This is a genomic window from Mesorhizobium sp. GW821-FHT04C10, assembly GCF_059420305.1.
Genome location: NZ_JBWKTL010000002.1, coordinates 293,442 through 311,479, shown reverse-complemented (window position 1 = coordinate 311,479; position 18,038 = coordinate 293,442). Strand labels below are relative to the sequence as shown.

Annotated in this window: 13 protein-coding genes; 8 read left to right on the top strand and 5 right to left on the bottom strand. The window is 61.0% G+C overall.

Annotated elements, in window-relative coordinates; genetic code table 11:
• The first annotated feature begins 718 nt into the window (after positions 1-718).
• From AC07UC_RS34985 to AC07UC_RS34950, 8 genes are all read left to right on the top strand, one after another.
• The gene (locus AC07UC_RS34985; RefSeq protein ID WP_494909300.1) at positions 719-985 is read left to right on the top strand and encodes a hypothetical protein; all 267 of its coding nucleotides are present in this window, start codon (positions 719-721) and stop codon (positions 983-985) included.
• 477 nt (positions 986-1,462) lie between these two features.
• Positions 1,463-1,969 (top strand): RNA polymerase sigma factor, encoded by a 507-nt coding sequence (locus AC07UC_RS34980; RefSeq protein ID WP_494909299.1) that lies wholly within the window; start codon positions 1,463-1,465, stop codon positions 1,967-1,969.
• 101 nt (positions 1,970-2,070) lie between these two features.
• Entirely contained in the window at positions 2,071-3,003 is a 933-nt protein-coding gene (locus tag AC07UC_RS34975) for a FecR family protein (RefSeq protein ID WP_494909297.1), read from the top strand.
• 22 nt (positions 3,004-3,025) lie between these two features.
• Positions 3,026-5,614, top strand: a complete 2,589-nt coding sequence (locus AC07UC_RS34970; RefSeq protein WP_494909296.1) for a TonB-dependent siderophore receptor — start codon at positions 3,026-3,028, stop codon at positions 5,612-5,614.
• A gap of 61 nt (positions 5,615-5,675) precedes the next feature.
• The gene (locus tag AC07UC_RS34965) at positions 5,676-6,593 is read left to right on the top strand and encodes an ABC transporter substrate-binding protein (protein ID WP_494909295.1); all 918 of its coding nucleotides are present in this window, start codon (positions 5,676-5,678) and stop codon (positions 6,591-6,593) included.
• Between the two features lie 47 nt (positions 6,594-6,640).
• Positions 6,641-8,593 carry a Fe(3+)-hydroxamate ABC transporter permease FhuB gene (gene fhuB, locus AC07UC_RS34960; RefSeq protein WP_494909294.1) on the top strand — a complete coding sequence of 651 codons (1,953 nt, stop codon included), beginning with the start codon at positions 6,641-6,643 and terminating at the stop codon, positions 8,591-8,593.
• Positions 8,590-10,275: a cyclic peptide export ABC transporter gene (locus tag AC07UC_RS34955; RefSeq protein ID WP_494909293.1), complete on the top strand. Its 1,686-nt coding sequence runs from the start codon at positions 8,590-8,592 to the stop codon at positions 10,273-10,275. Before fhuB ends, AC07UC_RS34955 begins: the two co-directional genes overlap by 4 nt.
• Before the next feature lie 92 nt (positions 10,276-10,367).
• Positions 10,368-10,895 (top strand): TonB family protein, encoded by a 528-nt coding sequence (locus tag AC07UC_RS34950; protein ID WP_494909292.1) that lies wholly within the window; start codon positions 10,368-10,370, stop codon positions 10,893-10,895.
• 143 nt (positions 10,896-11,038) lie between these two features.
• On the opposite strand, the gene AC07UC_RS34945 is transcribed toward AC07UC_RS34950, so the two are convergent.
• From AC07UC_RS34945 to AC07UC_RS34925, 5 genes are all read right to left on the bottom strand, one after another.
• Positions 11,039-12,892, bottom strand: a complete 1,854-nt coding sequence (locus AC07UC_RS34945; protein WP_494909291.1) for a type II toxin-antitoxin system HipA family toxin — start codon at positions 12,890-12,892, stop codon at positions 11,039-11,041.
• Between the two features lie 641 nt (positions 12,893-13,533).
• Positions 13,534-13,974, bottom strand: a complete 441-nt coding sequence (locus AC07UC_RS34940) for a hypothetical protein (RefSeq protein ID WP_494909290.1) — start codon at positions 13,972-13,974, stop codon at positions 13,534-13,536.
• Positions 13,975-14,333: 359 nt separating this feature from the next.
• Positions 14,334-14,951 carry a cold-shock protein gene (locus tag AC07UC_RS34935; RefSeq protein ID WP_494909485.1) on the bottom strand — a complete coding sequence of 206 codons (618 nt, stop codon included), beginning with the start codon at positions 14,949-14,951 and terminating at the stop codon, positions 14,334-14,336.
• A gap of 448 nt (positions 14,952-15,399) precedes the next feature.
• Positions 15,400-17,121, bottom strand: coding sequence for a dipeptide ABC transporter ATP-binding protein (locus AC07UC_RS34930; RefSeq protein WP_494909289.1), 1,722 nt, complete (start codon positions 17,119-17,121; stop codon positions 15,400-15,402).
• Positions 17,118-18,020: an ABC transporter permease gene (locus AC07UC_RS34925; RefSeq protein WP_494909288.1), complete on the bottom strand. Its 903-nt coding sequence runs from the start codon at positions 18,018-18,020 to the stop codon at positions 17,118-17,120. The genes AC07UC_RS34930 and AC07UC_RS34925 overlap by 4 nt, the downstream gene beginning before the upstream one ends.
• Positions 18,021-18,038: the final 18 nt, after the last annotated feature.

Sequence of the window (18,038 nt, the reverse complement as noted above, 5' to 3'; positions counted from 1 at the left end):
CTTGGCTACGTCGACCTAGGAACTGCGCATGAAATGCGCGACTCTTTACGTAGAACAGGGATGCTCGAAGCAAAGCCCCTGCTCCAGTCTTGGCGGTCTGCATCCTTCCGACATCGCCAAGCTGATAAATCATTTGCCGTTCCGGTCTGGAAGCACACTTTTGTGCAGCTTGGATGATGAAGCGGCGGCGGTTGACGCGCTCGAGGAGGTTGAGGGGTTGGCGGGAAATATTGCACTCGCAGCACGTGATAACACTGCATCCCAAAGCATTCGACCCTCGCCTTCCAGCCTTCCTGCCGAAGCAGAGCTGTGATCCGCCGATAGCCATAGCGGCCGTAGGCCGAAGTCAGTCGGACGATATCCGCTGTCAGATGCTTTTCATCGGATCGTGGCTAACGTCGGCGCTGGGTCGATCAACGCCGTCATTGACCCTGCCAGCGGGCCGGCTCTTTCGATTGCCCGCAAGGTCTTGGTCTCGCCTGTCTCGACAGTCGAACAGGTAGAAACCTTCCGCCATCAAGGGGCAGGTGGTTTGCCCGTGACGAGGCCACGAAACGACTGGACACAGGCTGCTGCGGCGCCTGCCAGAAGTCTGACGTCATTGCTGACTGTAACAAGATCGAAACCCCATTCGACAGCCCTCGCTGCGTAGGCTGGAGTTCCGCAATGCAGGGCGGCCTTAATGCCGGCCCCATGGGCTGCCGACAGAACCTTCTGTATGGCCGCGACCATCTCGGGGCTCTGCCTCTCCTCCATTCTCATGATTCACGATGCGGTACGCGCGGGCGCCGGCGCCGCCGTCCTACCGTTGTCGCTTGTGGCCAGGGACGTCGATGCCGACACCCCAGGCCGTTGGAGTCGTGTGCTCAATCGGCCCATCGAGGTCTGGATGCCCCACGCGGCCCAGCGGCTGTCCAGTCGTAAGGTTACAACGTTCATGCCCTTCATCGCCGCGCAGTTCCGCGATGGGGTTTTGAAGTTGTAGGCGTCTAGGCCGTACCCTTGCGTCGAGGAAGCCTAGGCCGTGGTGCTTCTTCACCTCTCGGTCAAGGTCCCGAAATGGGTTGGATGTTGCTGTACCGGCGTCAGACACAGGGGGCGGCGGGTCATCCGTTTCAGTCTTTGCAAGGCGCCCGTGCGATGGTTGATGTGGCACGTCGCCCCCGGGCGGAAAGAATAGAGACCTTGAAGCGAGAGGAGGGAGGAACGCCCAAATTCGCTGTGACAAAATCGCTACACCATATCAAAACTTGATTGTTGTTCTCAATTTTCATATGAGCCTCGTGGCACATTTTCGCGATGTAATATCAGCCACTTAGCGAAGGACGCATTTCCATGACGATGTGGTTTTAGAACTCCTCTAAATTATTGAGATTGCGAGAGTTTTGTCGATAACGTAACCGCCTCTCAATCCCATCAGGCAAGGTGGCCAAGCGTATCAACCCAGACCAAGGTCCGACAGGTGAACACCAGAGCGATCGACATTGCTGGCTTGTATACGACCGAGAAGGGACGGCTGCGTCGTCTCGTCAACCGCTTGGTTGGCAACAGGGCCACGGCTGAAGATCTCGTCCAGCAATCGTTCCTCAAACTGATCGCAGCTGCCGAATGCGGCAACCTCGAAAATTGCCCTGCCTACCTGACCTGCGCAGCGCGTAATCTTGCGCTCAATTATATACGTGACCGGCGACGCCGAGGCGAAACGGACATTCCAGACACCGAATTGCATGCGATTCCCGATGGCCACCCCTCGCCTGAGGAAACGACCATCTTCAAATGTGAGCTGCGGCGCGTACTGAAGGCCGTGGCCGCGCTTCCGCCGCGCCGTCGTGCGGTCTTCATGCTGAACAAGTTCGAAGGCATGGGCTATGACGAGATCGCCTTGCGTCAGGGCGTGAGCCGCAATACCGTCATTTCCCACATCGTCATCGCGCTTGCCGACCTTGATCGCCAGATGCAGCGAAAATAATCTACCGCTCCGGTTCATTACCTTTCCGTTCTCGGGTGTGATGCAGGATAGAGGCACCGCTTCGCCGGCAAGAGCAAAGTACCTGAATGGCAATGAGGCGTATGACGGACGAAGCCGCAGACCCGATCATGATGGAGGCCCTGGAATGGTTCGTGCGCATGCGCGACGACAAGGCCACGGCAGCGGATCGCCAGGCCTTTGAAACATGGCTGGCGGCCGACGAGGCGCATGGCGCAGCGTGGCAGCGGGCCGAAGCGCTGTGGAAGCGCCTCGACATCGTCCAGCCTGAGCTCGACCGCATCAGGCGCTCCGGAGCAATTCTGTCGCGGCGCAACTTCATCTCCGGATCGGTCGTCATTCTTGCCGGAGCCGGAGGACTTTACGCTTACAACCGGCCCGATCTCTTTTCGCAATACACAACCGACATCGGCGAACGACGCACGATCGCCCTAGCCGATGGCAGCACGGTCGAGCTGGGCAGCTATTCGGCGCTGTCCGCCCGCTTTACCGAGAGCGAGCGTCATGTCGATCTCTTCCGTGGCGAGGGATTCTTCAACGTCACTTCCGATCCGGCGCGTCCTTTCGTGGTCCACGCAGCCGGAGGCGCGGCACAGGCGCTCGGAACAAAGTTCGACGTAAAATATGTCGATGAGCTCGTGACGGTCGCCGTGACCGAACATGCTGTCAGCGTCAGCTCGTCCGGCTTTCCGGTGCGGCTCGATGAGGGCTGGCAGGTCAGCTACGACCGTGACGGCGTGGGGACGCCCATCCAGGCGAATGTCGATACGGTCGAGGCATGGCGACGGGATCGCATCGTTTTCCAGGACGTGCCTTTGCGCCGCGTCCTGGCGGAGCTGGAGCGCTATCGCCGCGGCAAGATCGTTTTGATGGACAGCAGCATCGGCACCATTCCCGTGACCGCAATCTTCGATACCGGGCAGGCGGAGAGCGCCCTGCAGACCATTGCGGACACCTTGCCCATCCGCCTGATCAACGCCACGGGCTATCTGGCGATCGTCTATCCCGCAGGGTGAAAGGCCTCTTTCCCGAGTTTTTTTGAAAAGCCGTTCATTAGTTTGGCCCTCCCAGGTGTCAAAGCCTATGAGGGCGCGTTCCGCAGCCCTCTTTGGACAGCAATTCCCGCCTTGCGCGGGGCGATGCGCAGGTGGGGCCATGCAGGACGTTTCGGCGAGTAACGGCGTTTCACGAACGATGGGGGGCAAAAGGAAGAGTGGACGGTCGCTGTTCCTGACGCTGCTGATGACGACCGCCGTGGCGGGACTGCCGACGCTTTCCGAGCCGGCTTTCGCCCAGGCCAAGTCCAGCACGGCGGCGAAGACCAGCTTCAACATCCGCCCGCAGCCGCTTGGCCGGGCGCTGGTGCAGTTCTCGAACGCGACGGGCGTGCAGTTGTTCTTCAACGCCGATCTAGCACGCGGCATCAATTCGCAGGGCGCCCAGGGGACACTGACGCGCACCGAGGCGCTCAACAGTATCCTGGCCGGCTCGGGCCTGACCTACAAATTCACGAATGCCACCACCGTATCGATCCAGAAGCCCGGCGCTTCTGCCGATGCCGGTGCGGCTACCGTGCCGGGCGTGATCGCGCTCGAGACGATCAATGTCACTGGAGGAGCGACCACGACGCCGCCCTACGCCGGGGGCCAGGTCGCCACCGGGACACGGCTTGGAATGCTTGGAAACCGGGACGTGATGAACACGCCCTTCAACGTGACGGGCTATACGGACAAGACAATCCGCGATCAGCAGGCGCGCAGCGTCGGCGACGTCGTCAAGAACGATCCCTCCGTGCGCACGACATGGGCCGACGGGAGCTATTCCAACCAGTTCTTTATCCGCGGCTTCCCAGTGGGAAATCCGGATATGACAATCAACGGCCTGTACGGCCTGGCGCCCTATCAGATGGCCGGCACTTCTTGGGTGGACCGCGTGGAGGTCCTGAAAGGCCCCAGCGCGCTGCTCAGCGGCATAGCTCCCGGCGGCAGCATCGGCGGGGTCATCAATCTGGTGCCGAAGAGAGCGGATGACGACCCCATCACCCGGTTGACCGCCGGTTATGTCTCCGACAGCCAGTTTGGCGGCGGCGTCGATCTTTCCCGGCGCTTCGGCGACAACAAGGAGTTCGGCGTACGCTTCAACGGCACGTATTCGAACGGCGACACAGCGGTGGACGGCCAGTCAAACGAACTGGGAAGCGCCGCGCTGGCCCTGGACTATCAAGGCGAAAAGCTGCGTCTGTCGGCAGATCTCATCTACCAGAAGAACTACTCCGACGATCCCGTACGTCCAGTCTATTTCCGGTCGGGTTTCCAGATACCGAAAGCGCCAGAGGCGTCGGCCGATCTGGGTCAAGATTGGTATTACGCCCAAGGCAAAGATTATATCGCCAACGTTCATGGCGAATACGACGTCAACGAAAACATTACCGCATACGCCACCTTCGGCGCGCACCGGAACGAACTCCTCGGCCTCTACAACTTTGAGTACATAAGGAATTCCGCCGGCGATTTTGACGCGAACAATTATTATCAACCGACTTACAACACCGTCTATACGGGCGAAGTCGGCACACGCGCGAAGTTCGAGACGGGTTCCGTCCGGCACGAGTTGACCGTAAGCGCGAGCAGCCTCTACAGTGAGCTCGGCAACCGCCCGCAGGTCATTTCAACCTATTCATCCAACATCTACGACCCCGCCGTCATTCCGATGACGGACCTGTCGGGCTGGCTCGATTCCACGCCCAAGACCAGCGCGTCGACGCTCAGCAGCCTGGCGGTCGCCGACAGCGTTTACATGCTGGACGACCGCCTGCAATTTATCCTGGGCGGGCGATACCAGACCGTACGCCAGAAGGCCTGGAACGTCACGACGCGCGCGCAGACCGCCGACTATGACGAAAACGCATTTTCTCCCGCGCTCGGCTTGGTCATCAAGCCATGGGAGAAAGTCACCTTCTACGCCAATTACATCGAGGGCCTCAGTCAAGGTCCCACGGCGCCGGCCGGCTCCAGCAACGTCGGCGAGACCTTCTCTCCCATAAGGTCGAGGCAATATGAAGCCGGCGTCAAGGTCGATTTGGGACGCATCACCGCCACCGCCAGCCTATTCCAGATCGAGCAGCCAAGCGGATATCTCAACACAGCCACTAACACCTATGGCGTGAACGGCAGAACCCGCAACCAGGGCCTGGAACTGAACGCCTTCGGCGAAGTGACCGACCAAATCCGGCTGCTCGGAGGCGTCGCGTTCATGGACGGGGTCCAGACCAGGACGCAGAATGGAACGCTTGACGGCAAGAAGGCCATCGGCGTTCCCGACGTCCAGCTCAATCTGGGAGCGGAATGGGATACACCCTTCGTGCCGGGCCTGACGCTGACCGGTCGCGTGATCTACACCTCGTCTCAATATGCGAGCGCGGACAACACGCAGAGCATCCCGGACTGGACGCGTTTCGATCTCGGCGCGCGTTACACGTTCAACCACGAAAACGGCAAGCCGGTAACGGTGCGCGCCAGCGTCGAGAACGTCTTCAACAAAAGCTATTGGGCAGCGGCTTCATCCAATTTCGGCCTCGCCCGAGGCGCGCCGAGGACGTTCCTGCTGTCCACCTCGTTCGACTTCTGACGAAACACTGGAACATTCCAGGCGGGGTTCGGGAAGCCCGCCTGGAACTACAAGGTTCTGAATGCTGGTATCGGCTCGATCCGCAAATCTGACCCGCCGCCATCTCATGGCGGTTTTTGCGTTTGCGGCGGCCAGTCTTTCATCATCGGCCGCCCGGGCGGAAACGGCCCGCAAAGTCGTGGCCACCGACTGGGCGGCCGCAGAGAGCCTCCTTGCGATTGGCGCAGTCCCGTTGGCTGTCCCCGATACGGAGGTCTACCAGCAGTGGTTGCCGGGGATTGCCCTTCCCTCCGAGGTCTTGAATCTCGGTTCCAGAGCGGAGCCGAACCTCGAACTGATCGCGTGGCTGCAACCCGACAGCATCCTGATTTCGAACTGGCAGGCGAATCTCGCCGGACAGCTCGGACGCATCGCGCCGACGCTGAAGGTCACAATCGTCGACCCGCCCTCTTCACCCCTCGAAAATGCCCGGCGCGCGCTTCGCCAGATCGCGGAGCTTGTCTCGAAGGCAGGCGCGGCCGAGCGCTATCTCGCCGTTTTCGACGGAGTATTGGCCCAGACCCGCGCCGAACTGCAGGGTGAAAAGTCGAGGGACGTCATGATTGGCGTGCTGCACGAGAACGGCAGGCAAATCTACGCCTATGGCAAGGGAAGCTGGGTACACGAAATTCTCGGTCGGCTCGACCTGAACAACGCGCTGGGCGTGCCACCGTCGCGGTTCGGAAACGCGCTGATCGATCTCGCGCAGCTGGCCGAAAATTCCAACGCGCGACTGTTCTACCTCGATCAGGGGGACCGCACCAGACGGGCCGAGCATGCGCTTTCCCACAGCACGCTGTGGCGAAGCCTGCCCATCGTGCGCGAAGGGTGCGTGCATCCCATCCCGGTTTTTTATCCCCTTGGCGGAATCCCCTCTGCGATGAGGTTCGCGCAGGTTCTCACAGCCGCCATCATGCAGTCGCGGGAAAGCAAGGGATGAGCGAACAGGCTTCCCGCCATCGGTCCGGCAGCAGCTGGTTGCTTCCTATGGTCATGCTCATCGTGGCATGCTTTGCCCTTGCGCTGTCGATGCGCACTCTGACGGACCTTCTGCCGCCCCCGCTGTGGGGGGCGAGCCTTGTCGCGCCCGGTATCGATGTGAAGGCGCTGGTTTTCGCGGAAGTGGCGGTACCCAGGATCGCCATGAGCCTGCTGGTCGGCGCCGGCCTTGCCCTTGCCGGAGCCATCCTCCAGCAGACATTGCAGAATCCTATCGCAGATACGACGACCGTCGGTATCTCGGCCGGTGCGTATCTGGCTCTCGCCGCGGCCTCCCTGTGGGCTCCCTCATTCCTGAATGACCACACGGAACTCGTCGCGTTGGCAGGGGCGGCCACCGCTGCGGTCCTTGTGTTAGCAGTTGCGGGCAGAGCGGACTTCTCTCCGGTTTCGGTCATCGTCTGCGGGCTGATTTTCAGCCTTTTCTTCGGCGCGCTCGGTGCCTTGCTGACACTTCTGAACCATGACTATCTGGCCGGACTTTCTATCTGGCAGAGCGGAACGCTGGTCCAGAACGGCTGGAGTTCCGCTGGTGACCTCTTGCCGCGTATCGGCGTGTGCGCCACCGCGGCAGTCTTGCTTCGCCGCCCGCTCTCCCTGCTGTCGCTCGGTCCCGGGCAGGCACGTGGCATAGGTCTCAACGTTCCAGCGACGAGATTTGCGGGGATGGCGGTCGCCGTGGCGACCGGATCATTCTGCGTCAGCGCGGCTGGCGTCATAGGCTTTGTCGGTCTGGCCGCGCCACAGATCGTCTCTTTGCTGGGAGCGCGGCGTTTCGGAGAGCGGCTTTTGTGGTCGCCAATTGCCGGGGCCCTTCTCCTCTTGCTCACGGATCAATGCGTCCAGCTTCTTGGATTTCGCCAGGAAATCCCCACAGGCGTTGCCACGGCCGTTGCCGGCAGCCTTTTGCTGTTGTTCGTCGTTTTCCTCCAGAGACTGCGCGACGGCCCCATGACGCTGGCTGGGCATAGCGGACCAATACGCGACGTACGGCCGATCCGCTCAGGCATATTCCTGCTGTTCATTCTGGTTGCAGCCGTCGCGCTGGGACTGGGATTTGGCAGAACACCCGCCGGATGGGAATGGCTATCTTCGGATATGGCGCAGTCCGTTCTGCCTTGGCGGACCCCCCGGGTGATCGCCGCAGCCTCGGCCGGCGGCATGCTGGCTGTCGCAGGCGTGCTCCTGCAGAGGTTGACGGGGAATCCGATGGCCAGCCCGGAAGTGCTCGGCGTTTCTTCCGGCGGATCATTGGGCATCATTTTTCTGCTATTGCTGGTGCCCGGCTTTTCCGACCGGCTTGCACTCGCTGCCTGCGCCGGCGGAGCGCTACTAATCCTTCTTGTCCTCTTTGCCCTCAATTGGCATTCGCGCTTTTCGGCTAGCAGGCTTCTGCTCGTTGGAATCTCGCTTGCGACGTTGACGAGCGCCTTCACCGGCGTGGTGCTGACCAGCGGAGATCCACGCGCCGCCATTCTCCTGACATGGATGTCTGGCTCGACCTATCGAGTGACGGCGGCGACCGCGTCCATCGTGGCGGTGGTTGCCGTTCTTGCAATCCCCGCCAGCTGCCTTCTCTCCCGGTGGCTTGCATTGATATCACTCGGCGCCGACATCGCCAGCGCATCGGGCGTCAGCCTGTTGCGCGCCCGCCTCGTCATTCTGGCCGCCGTCGCGCTGCTCACCGGACCCGCGACGGCGGTTGTCGGCCCTCTCAGCTTCACGGGGCTTATGACGCCCCATCTCGTGCGCGCGCTGGGAATAAGGCGGCCATTCTTGCAAATTCTCGCGGCCGCCGCCATCGGCTCCAATCTGCTGATCGCGGCGGATTGGCTTGGCCGAAACCTCGTTTACCCCTGGCAGATACCGGCTGGACTGGTGGCGACCCTGGTCGGTTCGCCCTATTTGCTGTGGCTGCTGCGCGCAAGGTCCGCGCCATGAACGGCTGTCGCGTCCAACCGGGTGGCGGACAGGTTTTCGTCGAGGCAGGTCGCCTTCTTCGTCCGTTCTGGCGGCTTGTTCTGCTTGCGACATTTGCGGGGATCGTCGCGGGTCTGGCTACGGCGTGGCTGCTGGCGACCATCAATACCGGGCTCCACGAGGACGGAGCGACATGGGAGCTTTTGACGCGTTTTGCCGGCCTGTGCCTGTTGAGCGCGGGCGGCACGGCGATCGCAGGCGTCGGCAACAGCGTCGTCGGCCAGAAGATCATCGCGAACCTGCGCAAGGACATATCCGCGCGCATCCTGCGCGCGCCGATCGCCGCCCTGGATGCCCATCGGCCTCATCGGCTCATGTCGGTGCTGACCGGCGATGTGGATACGGTTTCGGCCTTCACCTTCAATTTCTCGGGCTACGCCATCGCGCTGGCGATCACCATCGGCAGCCTGGTCTATCTGTCCACCCTCTCGCCTATCGTGTTCCTTCTGGCGATCGCCTCGCTTTGCGTCGGCATTGTCATCAACGCCATCTCCCGGCGCGCCTGGATACGCGACTATGAGGGCGTGAGGGTCGCCCAGGACGACCTGCACAAGCAGTACCGGGCGATCATCGACGGAGCCAAGGAGCTGAAGATCAGCCGGCAGCGCCGCGGCCGTGTGCATGGTCTTCTGCTCTCCGGGCACGCCGACCGCATCGCCACACTCAAGAGCCGCGCCATGCGGCAGCATTGGCTGGCCAACGCCGGCGGGTCGGCCGTGTTCTTCGTCGTCATCGGCCTGCTGCTGGCAGGGCAATTTCACCTCGGCATCGACACCAGCGTAAGCAGCGGCGCGGTGATCGTGCTTCTCTACATCAAGGGGCCTGTCGAGACGATCGCTGGCGCGTTTCCGGTCTTCGACCAGGCCCGGATTTCGTTTGCACGGATCGCCATGCTCTCGGCCGAGCTGGATCAGCGTGAGCCGAATATTGCAATCAGCGGAGCGGATAGCGGCTTCGGCACGACTTCGATCAGGTCGATCGAGCTGCGCGGCGTCACCTATGCCTTTCCCACGACAGGCAGTGTCGCTCCCTTTGTGCTGGGACCAGTCGACCTGATCGTTCATGCGGGCGAACTTCTGTTCATCGTCGGCGAGAACGGCTCGGGCAAGACGACATTGATCAAGCTGTTGCTCGGCCTCCATGCCCCGCAGAAGGGATTGGTCATGTTGGACGGCGAGCCCGTCGGCGCGGAAAGACGCGACGACTACCGCCAGCTCTTCGCCACGATCTTTTCCGACTACTACCTATTCGACGATCTCGCCTACGGCGCGCTTCCCGGCGAGGCGCAGCCGCAGCTTGAGCGCCTGGGCATCGCCCACAAGGTACGGCTCGAAGGCGATCGCTTCACGACCACCGACCTGTCGACAGGGCAGCGCAAGCGCTTGGCGCTGGTGCAAGCCTATCTCGAACATCGGCCCATTATCGTCACCGATGAATGGGCCGCGGACCAGGACCCCGACTTCCGCCGCGTCTTCTACGAAGAGCTGCTGCCGGAGCTTAAGGCGCAGGGCAAGACCCTGATCGTGATCAGCCATGACGACCGCTACTTCCATGTCGCCGATCGCGTCGTAAGTATGGCGAACGGACGGATCGTTCGTGACCATCGTGTCCGAGAGACGGTCTTTTTCGGTGGCGGGAGTTGAGCGAGCCGCCGGGCGACGTCCCGGACGGAACCGCACATGGGGCAAACGAGCCGGAGACATCGGATTCCGGCGCAACGGCATGAGACAACGAGATGCGTAGCAGGTACGCCATCTCGCCACTGCCGGAAAAGGAAAAGGCCGAGGCCATGCTGGCAACGCCGCCTCCGCCGAGGCCGAAGGTTCACAAGAAGAAGCCGCCCAGGAACCACCAGGCCGAGCGCAAGAAACCGATCGGTCCCGACAAGCCCAGGCTGAAGCAGACGACGGCGCCGCCGAGAACCTTGGCGACCCGTGCCAATCGCGCCGCCGCCCCCTCGTCCGGATCGGATTCGGCCCCCTCGGTCTCCCCGGCGATCTGGAAGAACTCGCTGATGGCCCACCTCATCCGCTACAAGCGCTATCCCGCCGGGGCGAGCGCTACGGGCACCGCATCCGTCGCCTTCACCATCGACCGCGCTGGCCGCGTCCTGTCGGCCCGGCTGATCGGCTCGTCAGGCGATACCGCGCTCGATGCGGAGGCCGCATCCCTGCTGCGACGCGCCAGCCCAGTTCCGGCTCCGCCCGCCAATCTTGGCGGCGGCTCCATCACCCTGACCGTTCCCATCCGGTTCGGCCGCTGAGGCCGGCCCGAAAAGAGATTGCCGTGAGATCGCCGTGAAGCTCGTTCCCAAACCAGAAGCACCGGCCAGCGGGCGCGCCGCTGTTCGAATGGGGCGTTGTCGGTATTGTGGGCGTCGATGCGACGAGTAAGCCAATGGTTCACTCATCGGAACGCCTCGACACGCCCGGCAACGATGCCACGTATGGCGTCTTCGGCGGTCTTTGCAGCTCCTGCCCCCAGTCGCTCGGGCAAAGCCACGCCGGATGCTGCTTCCCCCAGACGTATAGCCAGCTCCGACATCACCGCCTCGGCTCGCGCGGCCGGCAGATCGATGGTTCGAGCAAGCATCAGAAAGTCCTGACGTGTCAGGCGATCGTCCTTACCATTGAGCTTTAGCGCCATACGGTCTCCTGCGAGGCCGGGGAATACCCGGGTTGTGACCGCATCATAGAGCGGTGCAAATCGGACAATCGCGAACTGACGCGTTCCAAGTTCGGCGATCTTCAAGAGCGCCAAGTTCTTCAGGTGCATGTCGCCATCTGCGATGAACCAGGCAAACAATGCACGTCGGAACAGGATTTCGAGATCGGCCATCGGGTCAGTCGAAAGCGGCCGCAGTCCCCGCGCCATGCGTTCGATCGTGCCATCATGTTTGGCAGATGTCGGCAGATCGAGGATCGCGCAGAAATCCTCCATTGCCAGCATTCGGTGGTCATCGGAGCTACGTCGGATATCGAACCGTTCGACCACGAGCGCAGGCGGCATGCCATCGGGCATCTCTATCAGGGTCGCGGCGGGAACCTCGAAGCCGACCGTTCGACCAAGCTCCAGGCAAAACCACTCGACAGCGGGCAGCGTCTCAAAGCCGGCCGTGCCCGCCGGTTTGAAGATATGCGTGAACGGTTGGTCGACCGCTGGCACTAGCGTCCCTTCAGTCGTCAAGCACATGGGCGCCTTAATCTGGACTCCAGACAAGCGCGGCGTTTGCGACTGAGCAAATAGCCGTGCGAGATTCTGCTCGAACGTCTCTTCTATCTCTCCCTTTCCGGGCCCTTTATAGCGACCAGTGAAGCGACCGTTTTTCGAGAAGGTCGCAAGTTTGCCCTGCAGCACGTCTGCAGGAAGTTCCTTAAGCTCCTCATCATTTTTGACGATTGCGATGTTCGAAATGTAGCGCTTGCCGGATCGCAGCACGTCGCGTTCGTCGCGCTGATGCAGGACCTGGGCGAGCCATCCTTCCGGCAAAAGCGACTCGATAAACGGGGGCAGTTTTCCCGGTATCGTTTCGCGAATGAGCGGCGGGCCGCTACCTCGTCTTGAAGATTTCCATCGCCACTCGAAGCCGTCATGGGTCAGATGCCCAAGCGGTGTTCCATGCCAAGCAACGAGAAACTCCAGAGCTGCCTTGTTACCTACGATCTTGTCTGCCCTCGGTCGGGCCAGCAGATAACGCGCTGCCCCCTCTCCTTCCCGATACCAGTTGTTCTCACGGGCGAGCGCCCAAATCGCGTCCGCTGCGGCCTGAGGTGTCCCCAGCTCTTCAACGAGGCGCGCCGCCATCTGCGCGCGCATCGGCTCGGTAATCGCGGTCGCATGCTCGCTGCGCAGCCGGAAGGCTTCCAGAAAGCGCTGCCGCGGAGACGACGCCTTGGCTCTCAACTCACCCATGTCATCGCCGATGACGACACTTACCGTCGATGGATGCGCCGGCGCCTCATTCTGGACGATCTCCAGCGTTCGCAGGCGCGTGCGCTGATTGCGGCGCCCGCTGATAAACAATCGCCCATCGGGAGTCGGCCCCAGGAGATTCGCGCTTGCCGATGACAAATAGGCGGCCGGGTAGAGATAGCGCACGATCCGCACTCCATGGCCGAGTATCGTGGCCTCGATGTCATCCGTCGAATCGACATACACCCCGCGGACGAGCTGAACCAGCTCCCCTGCTTGCGCACGCAGATGAGCGCGCTTGGCGTCTATGGTCTCTCCAACAAGGTGCAACACTGAATTATCCCGCATTTCAGATGCGTGATAATTCCTCCGCTAACGCCGAGATGTCAAGGAATATCGCGCATCTGAAATGCGCGATATTCCTTAAGCCACCGCGCCTTGGGTGTCAGACTAGCTTGTATCGACACACGAATACCAAGGAGCGCGCCGGCCGCTGGCTATAGACGGACTGCAATCCGCCAGATCGCGAGCACCAGAACGGCCAAGCCGACACAGACATGAATATTCGCGTTGAAGAGTCGCCAGCTGCCGGCTCAGTGCCACGCGAGAACGCCCGGTGGGCCGGCTTGATGTCCTACCGATTAATAGCTGCAGGACGATCAGCACCGCGATAGTCCAATGCAGCAACATCTGGGTACCAGTGTATCAGGCCGGCTCGTTGGCAACAGTCATAGACGAGAACCTTCCTACCTCGCTGCTTATGCGACAATCTTGATCTAGGACAAGTCAATTTGCCGTCCCCAAGAGCTTTCACAGGCCTCGAAACTCGACCCTGGCCGACAGCCAGTTGTCAGCTTGGTCGTAGGATATTGCATCCCAAGCGGCTCAGATGGGTTGCCTCTGCAAGGTTCAACGTGGAAACACAATTCCGATGAAACAGATTGCACGTCAATTTTGGTGATCGCCGCCTCCGGCGTTTATGTTTGGGATCAGCCCGGTAAACGGCCAGCCGACGATGTGTTTGGTTCTGCGCTGCCGGCCGACGCGACAGAGGTGCCCGCCGCAGCCGCGCCGATGTTCCGGACCTTGCCGGCTGCTTTCGCGAAGGCGGCGATGGAATTCAACGCCGCGGCTGAAAAAGCGATCGACGCGGACAAAAGGGAAACCCTGCGACGGTGTCCAAGCGCGCGCGATCCAGATGCAAACTGCCCATTCCAAGTCCCCAACAAAGTCGCCGCATTGACCATCGCGCGGTCTCTATTGATGGAGACGATCCGGACTCCCGAACCCGAAATTTCAGCTGATTTTATGACGTCCTCCTGCAGCAGCATAATGCCGCCAATCAGGTTGATCGGGCGACACCTTGCCGACGTATCGGAGACAGGGCATCGCTCCTGCTTCTCGCGTCGACCAAGGCGATTGCCGTGCATGGGGTGCGACCGGCATTTCTCTGGGATTTATCGAGGGGAACTTAGCGGCGGAGGCTGCCTACACAAAGGCCAGATATGTTGTGGCCACTCTGCGATCTCTGGACTGAGCGGAGCCGCCATCGGGACGCTCGGCCAGGCAGCGCCTTCGCACATGCGATATACAAATTGTGCATTGCAATATCAGCGGCTATCGGTATGATCCTCTGGTCGGCCATCTACTCCTCCCAGATGCGATGCCGGCGCCGAAGGCGGCGCACCTCCTCCCGCGCTGCATTTCAAATCGAGCCCGCTGTCACCTTCTCCCGGCAGCGGGCTTTTCCTTTGTACGAGGGCAATTCGGCCGTGGCCAACATTGGCGTCTAGGCGAGACGAATGGCCCGGACTTCCAGGCCTCTCTTGCCCTGCCCACATTCGACGACCACCTTCTGACCCTCGACCAGCACGCTGAGCCCTGAGCGGGACAGCGCGGTGGCATGAACGAAGACGTCCTTCTCACCGTTGTCAGGTGCAATGAAGCCGAAGCCCTTTTCGGGATTGTACCACTTGACCGTGCCTCCGCTCTCGAGCTGCCCATCCGGTCCGGCGATGGATTCTCCAGCGAGGTGCGCATGTGCGGGAGGTTTCGCGATTTGATCGCCGATCTCCAGCACTTGCGTGACCTGATGACCCCTTTGGCTGTCTTCGACCGTGACCTTGAGACGCGCCCCCTCGGAAACACCGCGGCTTCCGGCTACCTCCAGCACTCGGATATGCAGATAGGCCTCGGTGCCGTTCGACAGTTTGACGAAGCCAAAACCCTTGCTGGCGTTGAACCACATCACCTCTGCGTCGACGGGGTCTGCAGCCACGGCCGCTAGGCGCTGAAAATAGCTTGGCTCGGAAGTCCGCTCCGAAAAGGAAACGGGGGCATCGTCATATCGACGCCTGCGTGGCTCGCGTTGGTCTCTATACTTTCCCATGATCGCCTCGACTGGCATGAAGGCCACACTGCGCTTCCGTCATGATAATATCACCGTCGGGCGACACGGTCGTGTCAAATGGCCATGATGGCGAATATCTTGCTGTCGAGATGATGAAATCCGTGATCGGTCGTTCGAGAGTCAGGCCTTCCGAGCGTCTGGCCTCTCACCTGAAAATGGCGGACAGAACATTCCAGAGCCGCTGCTGAAGCACATCTCGCCGCTGAGTTGGGAGCATATCAACCTGAACGGCATCTACACATGGGATGCGGAGCGTCAAATTTCTGAAGACCTCCGGTCACTCAGACTTCTTATCCCAATCCGGCGAGCAGTATAGGGTTCACGATCTGCAAGATTCGAACCGCTCTGGCCCTGACCCCAAATATGATCACTCATCGGTCACAATGCCGACCTTTGAACATGATACTTTCTTCAGAGAAGAAGACGGCTTCATGTCGTCGGCACCTTACCAGGGATTTTGCAACGGAATCCGGCGAACGGATGCCTCGCCCGCTGTCGAATGTTCTTTCGCCATCAGTACAGCATCGATCAACTTACGGGTCGAAAGATGGGTCGCATTGGCAATGATGTCACCAGCATCAAGGGTTTCGACCAGACTGCCGGCCTCCATGACGGCGATCCGGTCACAGAAATATTCAATGACTGGCAAATTGTGGCCGACGAAGACATAGGTGAGATTGAATTGTCTGCGCAGGTCGAGCAACAGGTCGAGCAGTTGCGCCTGCAACGAAACGTCCAGGGCCGAAGTCGGTTCGTCCAGGATCACGAATTCCGGCCGCACCGCAAGTGCCCTTGCGATGCCGATGCGTTGCCGCTGCCCTCCCGAGAACTCATGCGGAAACTTGTCCAGTGCATTTCTGGACAGACCGACACGCACGAGCGTTTCGGCGGCAATGGCCAAAGCCTCGCGTCTGTTCGTGGCAGCGCCGAGCCGGAGAATCGGAGCGCTGAGCTGATCACCGATCGAACGACGCGGATTGAGGGACGACGTGGCGTCCTGAAACACGACTTGCAACCTGCGGCGGAAGGCGCGCAGGCGCTCACCGGCAAGACTGGCGACGTCCTCGCCGTCGAAGCGTATGCTGCCCTCGGTGGGATCAATGAGACGGGCAACGAGCCTAGCAAGCGTCGACTTGCCCGATCCCGATTCCCCGATTATCCCCACGATCTCTCCGGCGCCGACATCGATGTCGACGGACTGAACCGCGTGCACGTCCCGCGTTCGCCGCGCGAGGAAACCTTGTTTGAGTTGAAATGTTTTGGAGAGACCCCTGACTTCCAGAAGAACCTTGCGTCCCGCGACTGCGGGCCTCGTGGCAGCCGGCTCGCCAGCTTCGGCCCGGGCGTTTCTCTTCTTGTCTCCCAACCGCGGCACCGAACGCAGCAGGCGTTCCGTATAGGCGTGTCGAGGCGCGGACAGAATTGAGGACGTTGGACCCTGCTCGACGATCTCGCCGTTCCGCATGACGGCGACTCGGTTGCTGAGGTATGAAACCACGCCGAAATCGTGGGTAATCATCAGGATCGCGGTGTTGTACCTGGCATTGATGTCTCTCAGCAGATCGAGAATCTGCTTCTGGATGGTCGAGTCCAGCGCGGTCGTCGGCTCGTCCGCGATCAGCAGTTTGGGCCGCCCCATCGCAGCGAGCGCGATCACCACCCTTTGCCGCATTCCGCCGCTCAACTGGTGCGGATAGGATTTCAGCACACGCTCGGGATCGCGGATACCGACCTGTCCAAGCCAGTCCAGAGCTTCCTTTCTCGCCGCGGCGCCGTCGAGCTTCTTGTGGTGGCGGGCGGTCTCTTCGAGCTGCGCCCCGATCCGGAATGACGGGTCCAGCGAGGTTAGCGGGTTCTGGAAGATCATCCCTATGCCGCTACCCCGAACAGCGTTGAGCGTGACCTCCCCCTGCCCGACCAGTTCTTGGTCCTCGAAGCGGATGCTGCCGCGGGACACGGCCTTGCGAGGCAGAAGACCGATGATCGATGCGGCCGTAACACTCTTGCCCGAGCCGGATTCACCCACCAGGGCAAGAACATCACCTGTGGCGATATCGAAACTTATCCCGCGGACGGCGTTGTGGATCTTACCGCGGCTTGCGAAATCGACTTCCAATCCCTTGACGCTCAAAAGGGGCATATTTAACTCCGCGACCGATCGGATCATTTGTGGGCATCGAAAACGTCACGCAGGCCATCGCCGAGCCAGTTGAAGGCAAGGGCGACGAGAACGATGACGATGGCTGGCAATGTCGCGATATGAGGAGAGCCGAGGATCATCACCTTGGCACCTTCGGCGACCATCCTGCCCCAGTCCGCCGTTGGGGGCTGAACGCCAAGGCCCAGGAAGCTGAGCCCAGCGAGGAAAACGATCATGCCGCCGACGAGGGTCGTCCCGTAGACGATGGCGGACGTAGCGACATTCGGAAGAATCTCGGTAGCGATGATCTCGGTATCCGAGGCACCGAGCGCACGGGCGGCTTCCACATATTCCTTATCGCGTTCGGATTTCACGTCGGCGTAGACCACCCTGGCGAGATAGGGCGCCGCGCTGAAAATGACCGTAAGGCCCACCGTCCAGACGCCCGGGCCGAGTACCGCGGCGAGGCCGATGGCGAAAAGCACCATCGGAAACGCAAAGAGGAAATCGATGATCCGCATCATGAAGGCGGAGAGCGACCCGCCCCGGTAGCCGGCGACGAGGCCGAAAGCCAAGCTGAGCACGACGGCGATGAAAACCGGAATCACGCTCGCGAGAAGCGAATAGCGCCCGCCCCATATCAGTCGGCTCAGAATGTCACGACCCTGCGCATCGAGCCCGAAGAGATGCCCCGGCGTACCGATCGGAGCGAGTCGACCGGACGGATCGGCCACGTTCGGGTCATAAGGCGCGATCCATGGCGCAAAGATAGACACGGCGATGACGAGGAGAATGAAAAGCAGGCTCGCGACGGCCAACTTGTCGGCGGTGAGCCTGTACCAGAAAACCTTCCAGCGACTGGCGGGAAAGTCCACGTCTTCCGCCAAACCATTCCCGCTTACGTCTGTATAGTCGATTTCAGCCATGTTCGTTTCTCCAGCCGC

Coding starts and splice junctions, on each gene's coding strand:
- AC07UC_RS34935 (WP_494909485.1), bottom strand. CDS start 14,951: ATGCCAGTCGAGGCGATCATGGGAAAGTATAGAGACCAACGCGAGCCA.
- AC07UC_RS34930 (WP_494909289.1), bottom strand. CDS start 17,121: ATGATCCGATCGGTCGCGGAGTTAAATATGCCCCTTTTGAGCGTCAAG.
- AC07UC_RS34925 (WP_494909288.1), bottom strand. CDS start 18,020: ATGGCTGAAATCGACTATACAGACGTAAGCGGGAATGGTTTGGCGGAA.
- AC07UC_RS34975 (WP_494909297.1), top strand. CDS start 2,071: ATGACGGACGAAGCCGCAGACCCGATCATGATGGAGGCCCTGGAATGG.
- AC07UC_RS34965 (WP_494909295.1), top strand. CDS start 5,676: ATGCTGGTATCGGCTCGATCCGCAAATCTGACCCGCCGCCATCTCATG.
- AC07UC_RS34955 (WP_494909293.1), top strand. CDS start 8,590: ATGAACGGCTGTCGCGTCCAACCGGGTGGCGGACAGGTTTTCGTCGAG.
- AC07UC_RS34950 (WP_494909292.1), top strand. CDS start 10,368: ATGCGTAGCAGGTACGCCATCTCGCCACTGCCGGAAAAGGAAAAGGCC.
- AC07UC_RS34940 (WP_494909290.1), bottom strand. CDS start 13,974: ATGCACGGCAATCGCCTTGGTCGACGCGAGAAGCAGGAGCGATGCCCT.
- AC07UC_RS34985 (WP_494909300.1), top strand. CDS start 719: ATGGCCGCGACCATCTCGGGGCTCTGCCTCTCCTCCATTCTCATGATT.
- AC07UC_RS34945 (WP_494909291.1), bottom strand. CDS start 12,892: ATGCGGGATAATTCAGTGTTGCACCTTGTTGGAGAGACCATAGACGCC.
- fhuB (WP_494909294.1), top strand. CDS start 6,641: ATGGTCATGCTCATCGTGGCATGCTTTGCCCTTGCGCTGTCGATGCGC.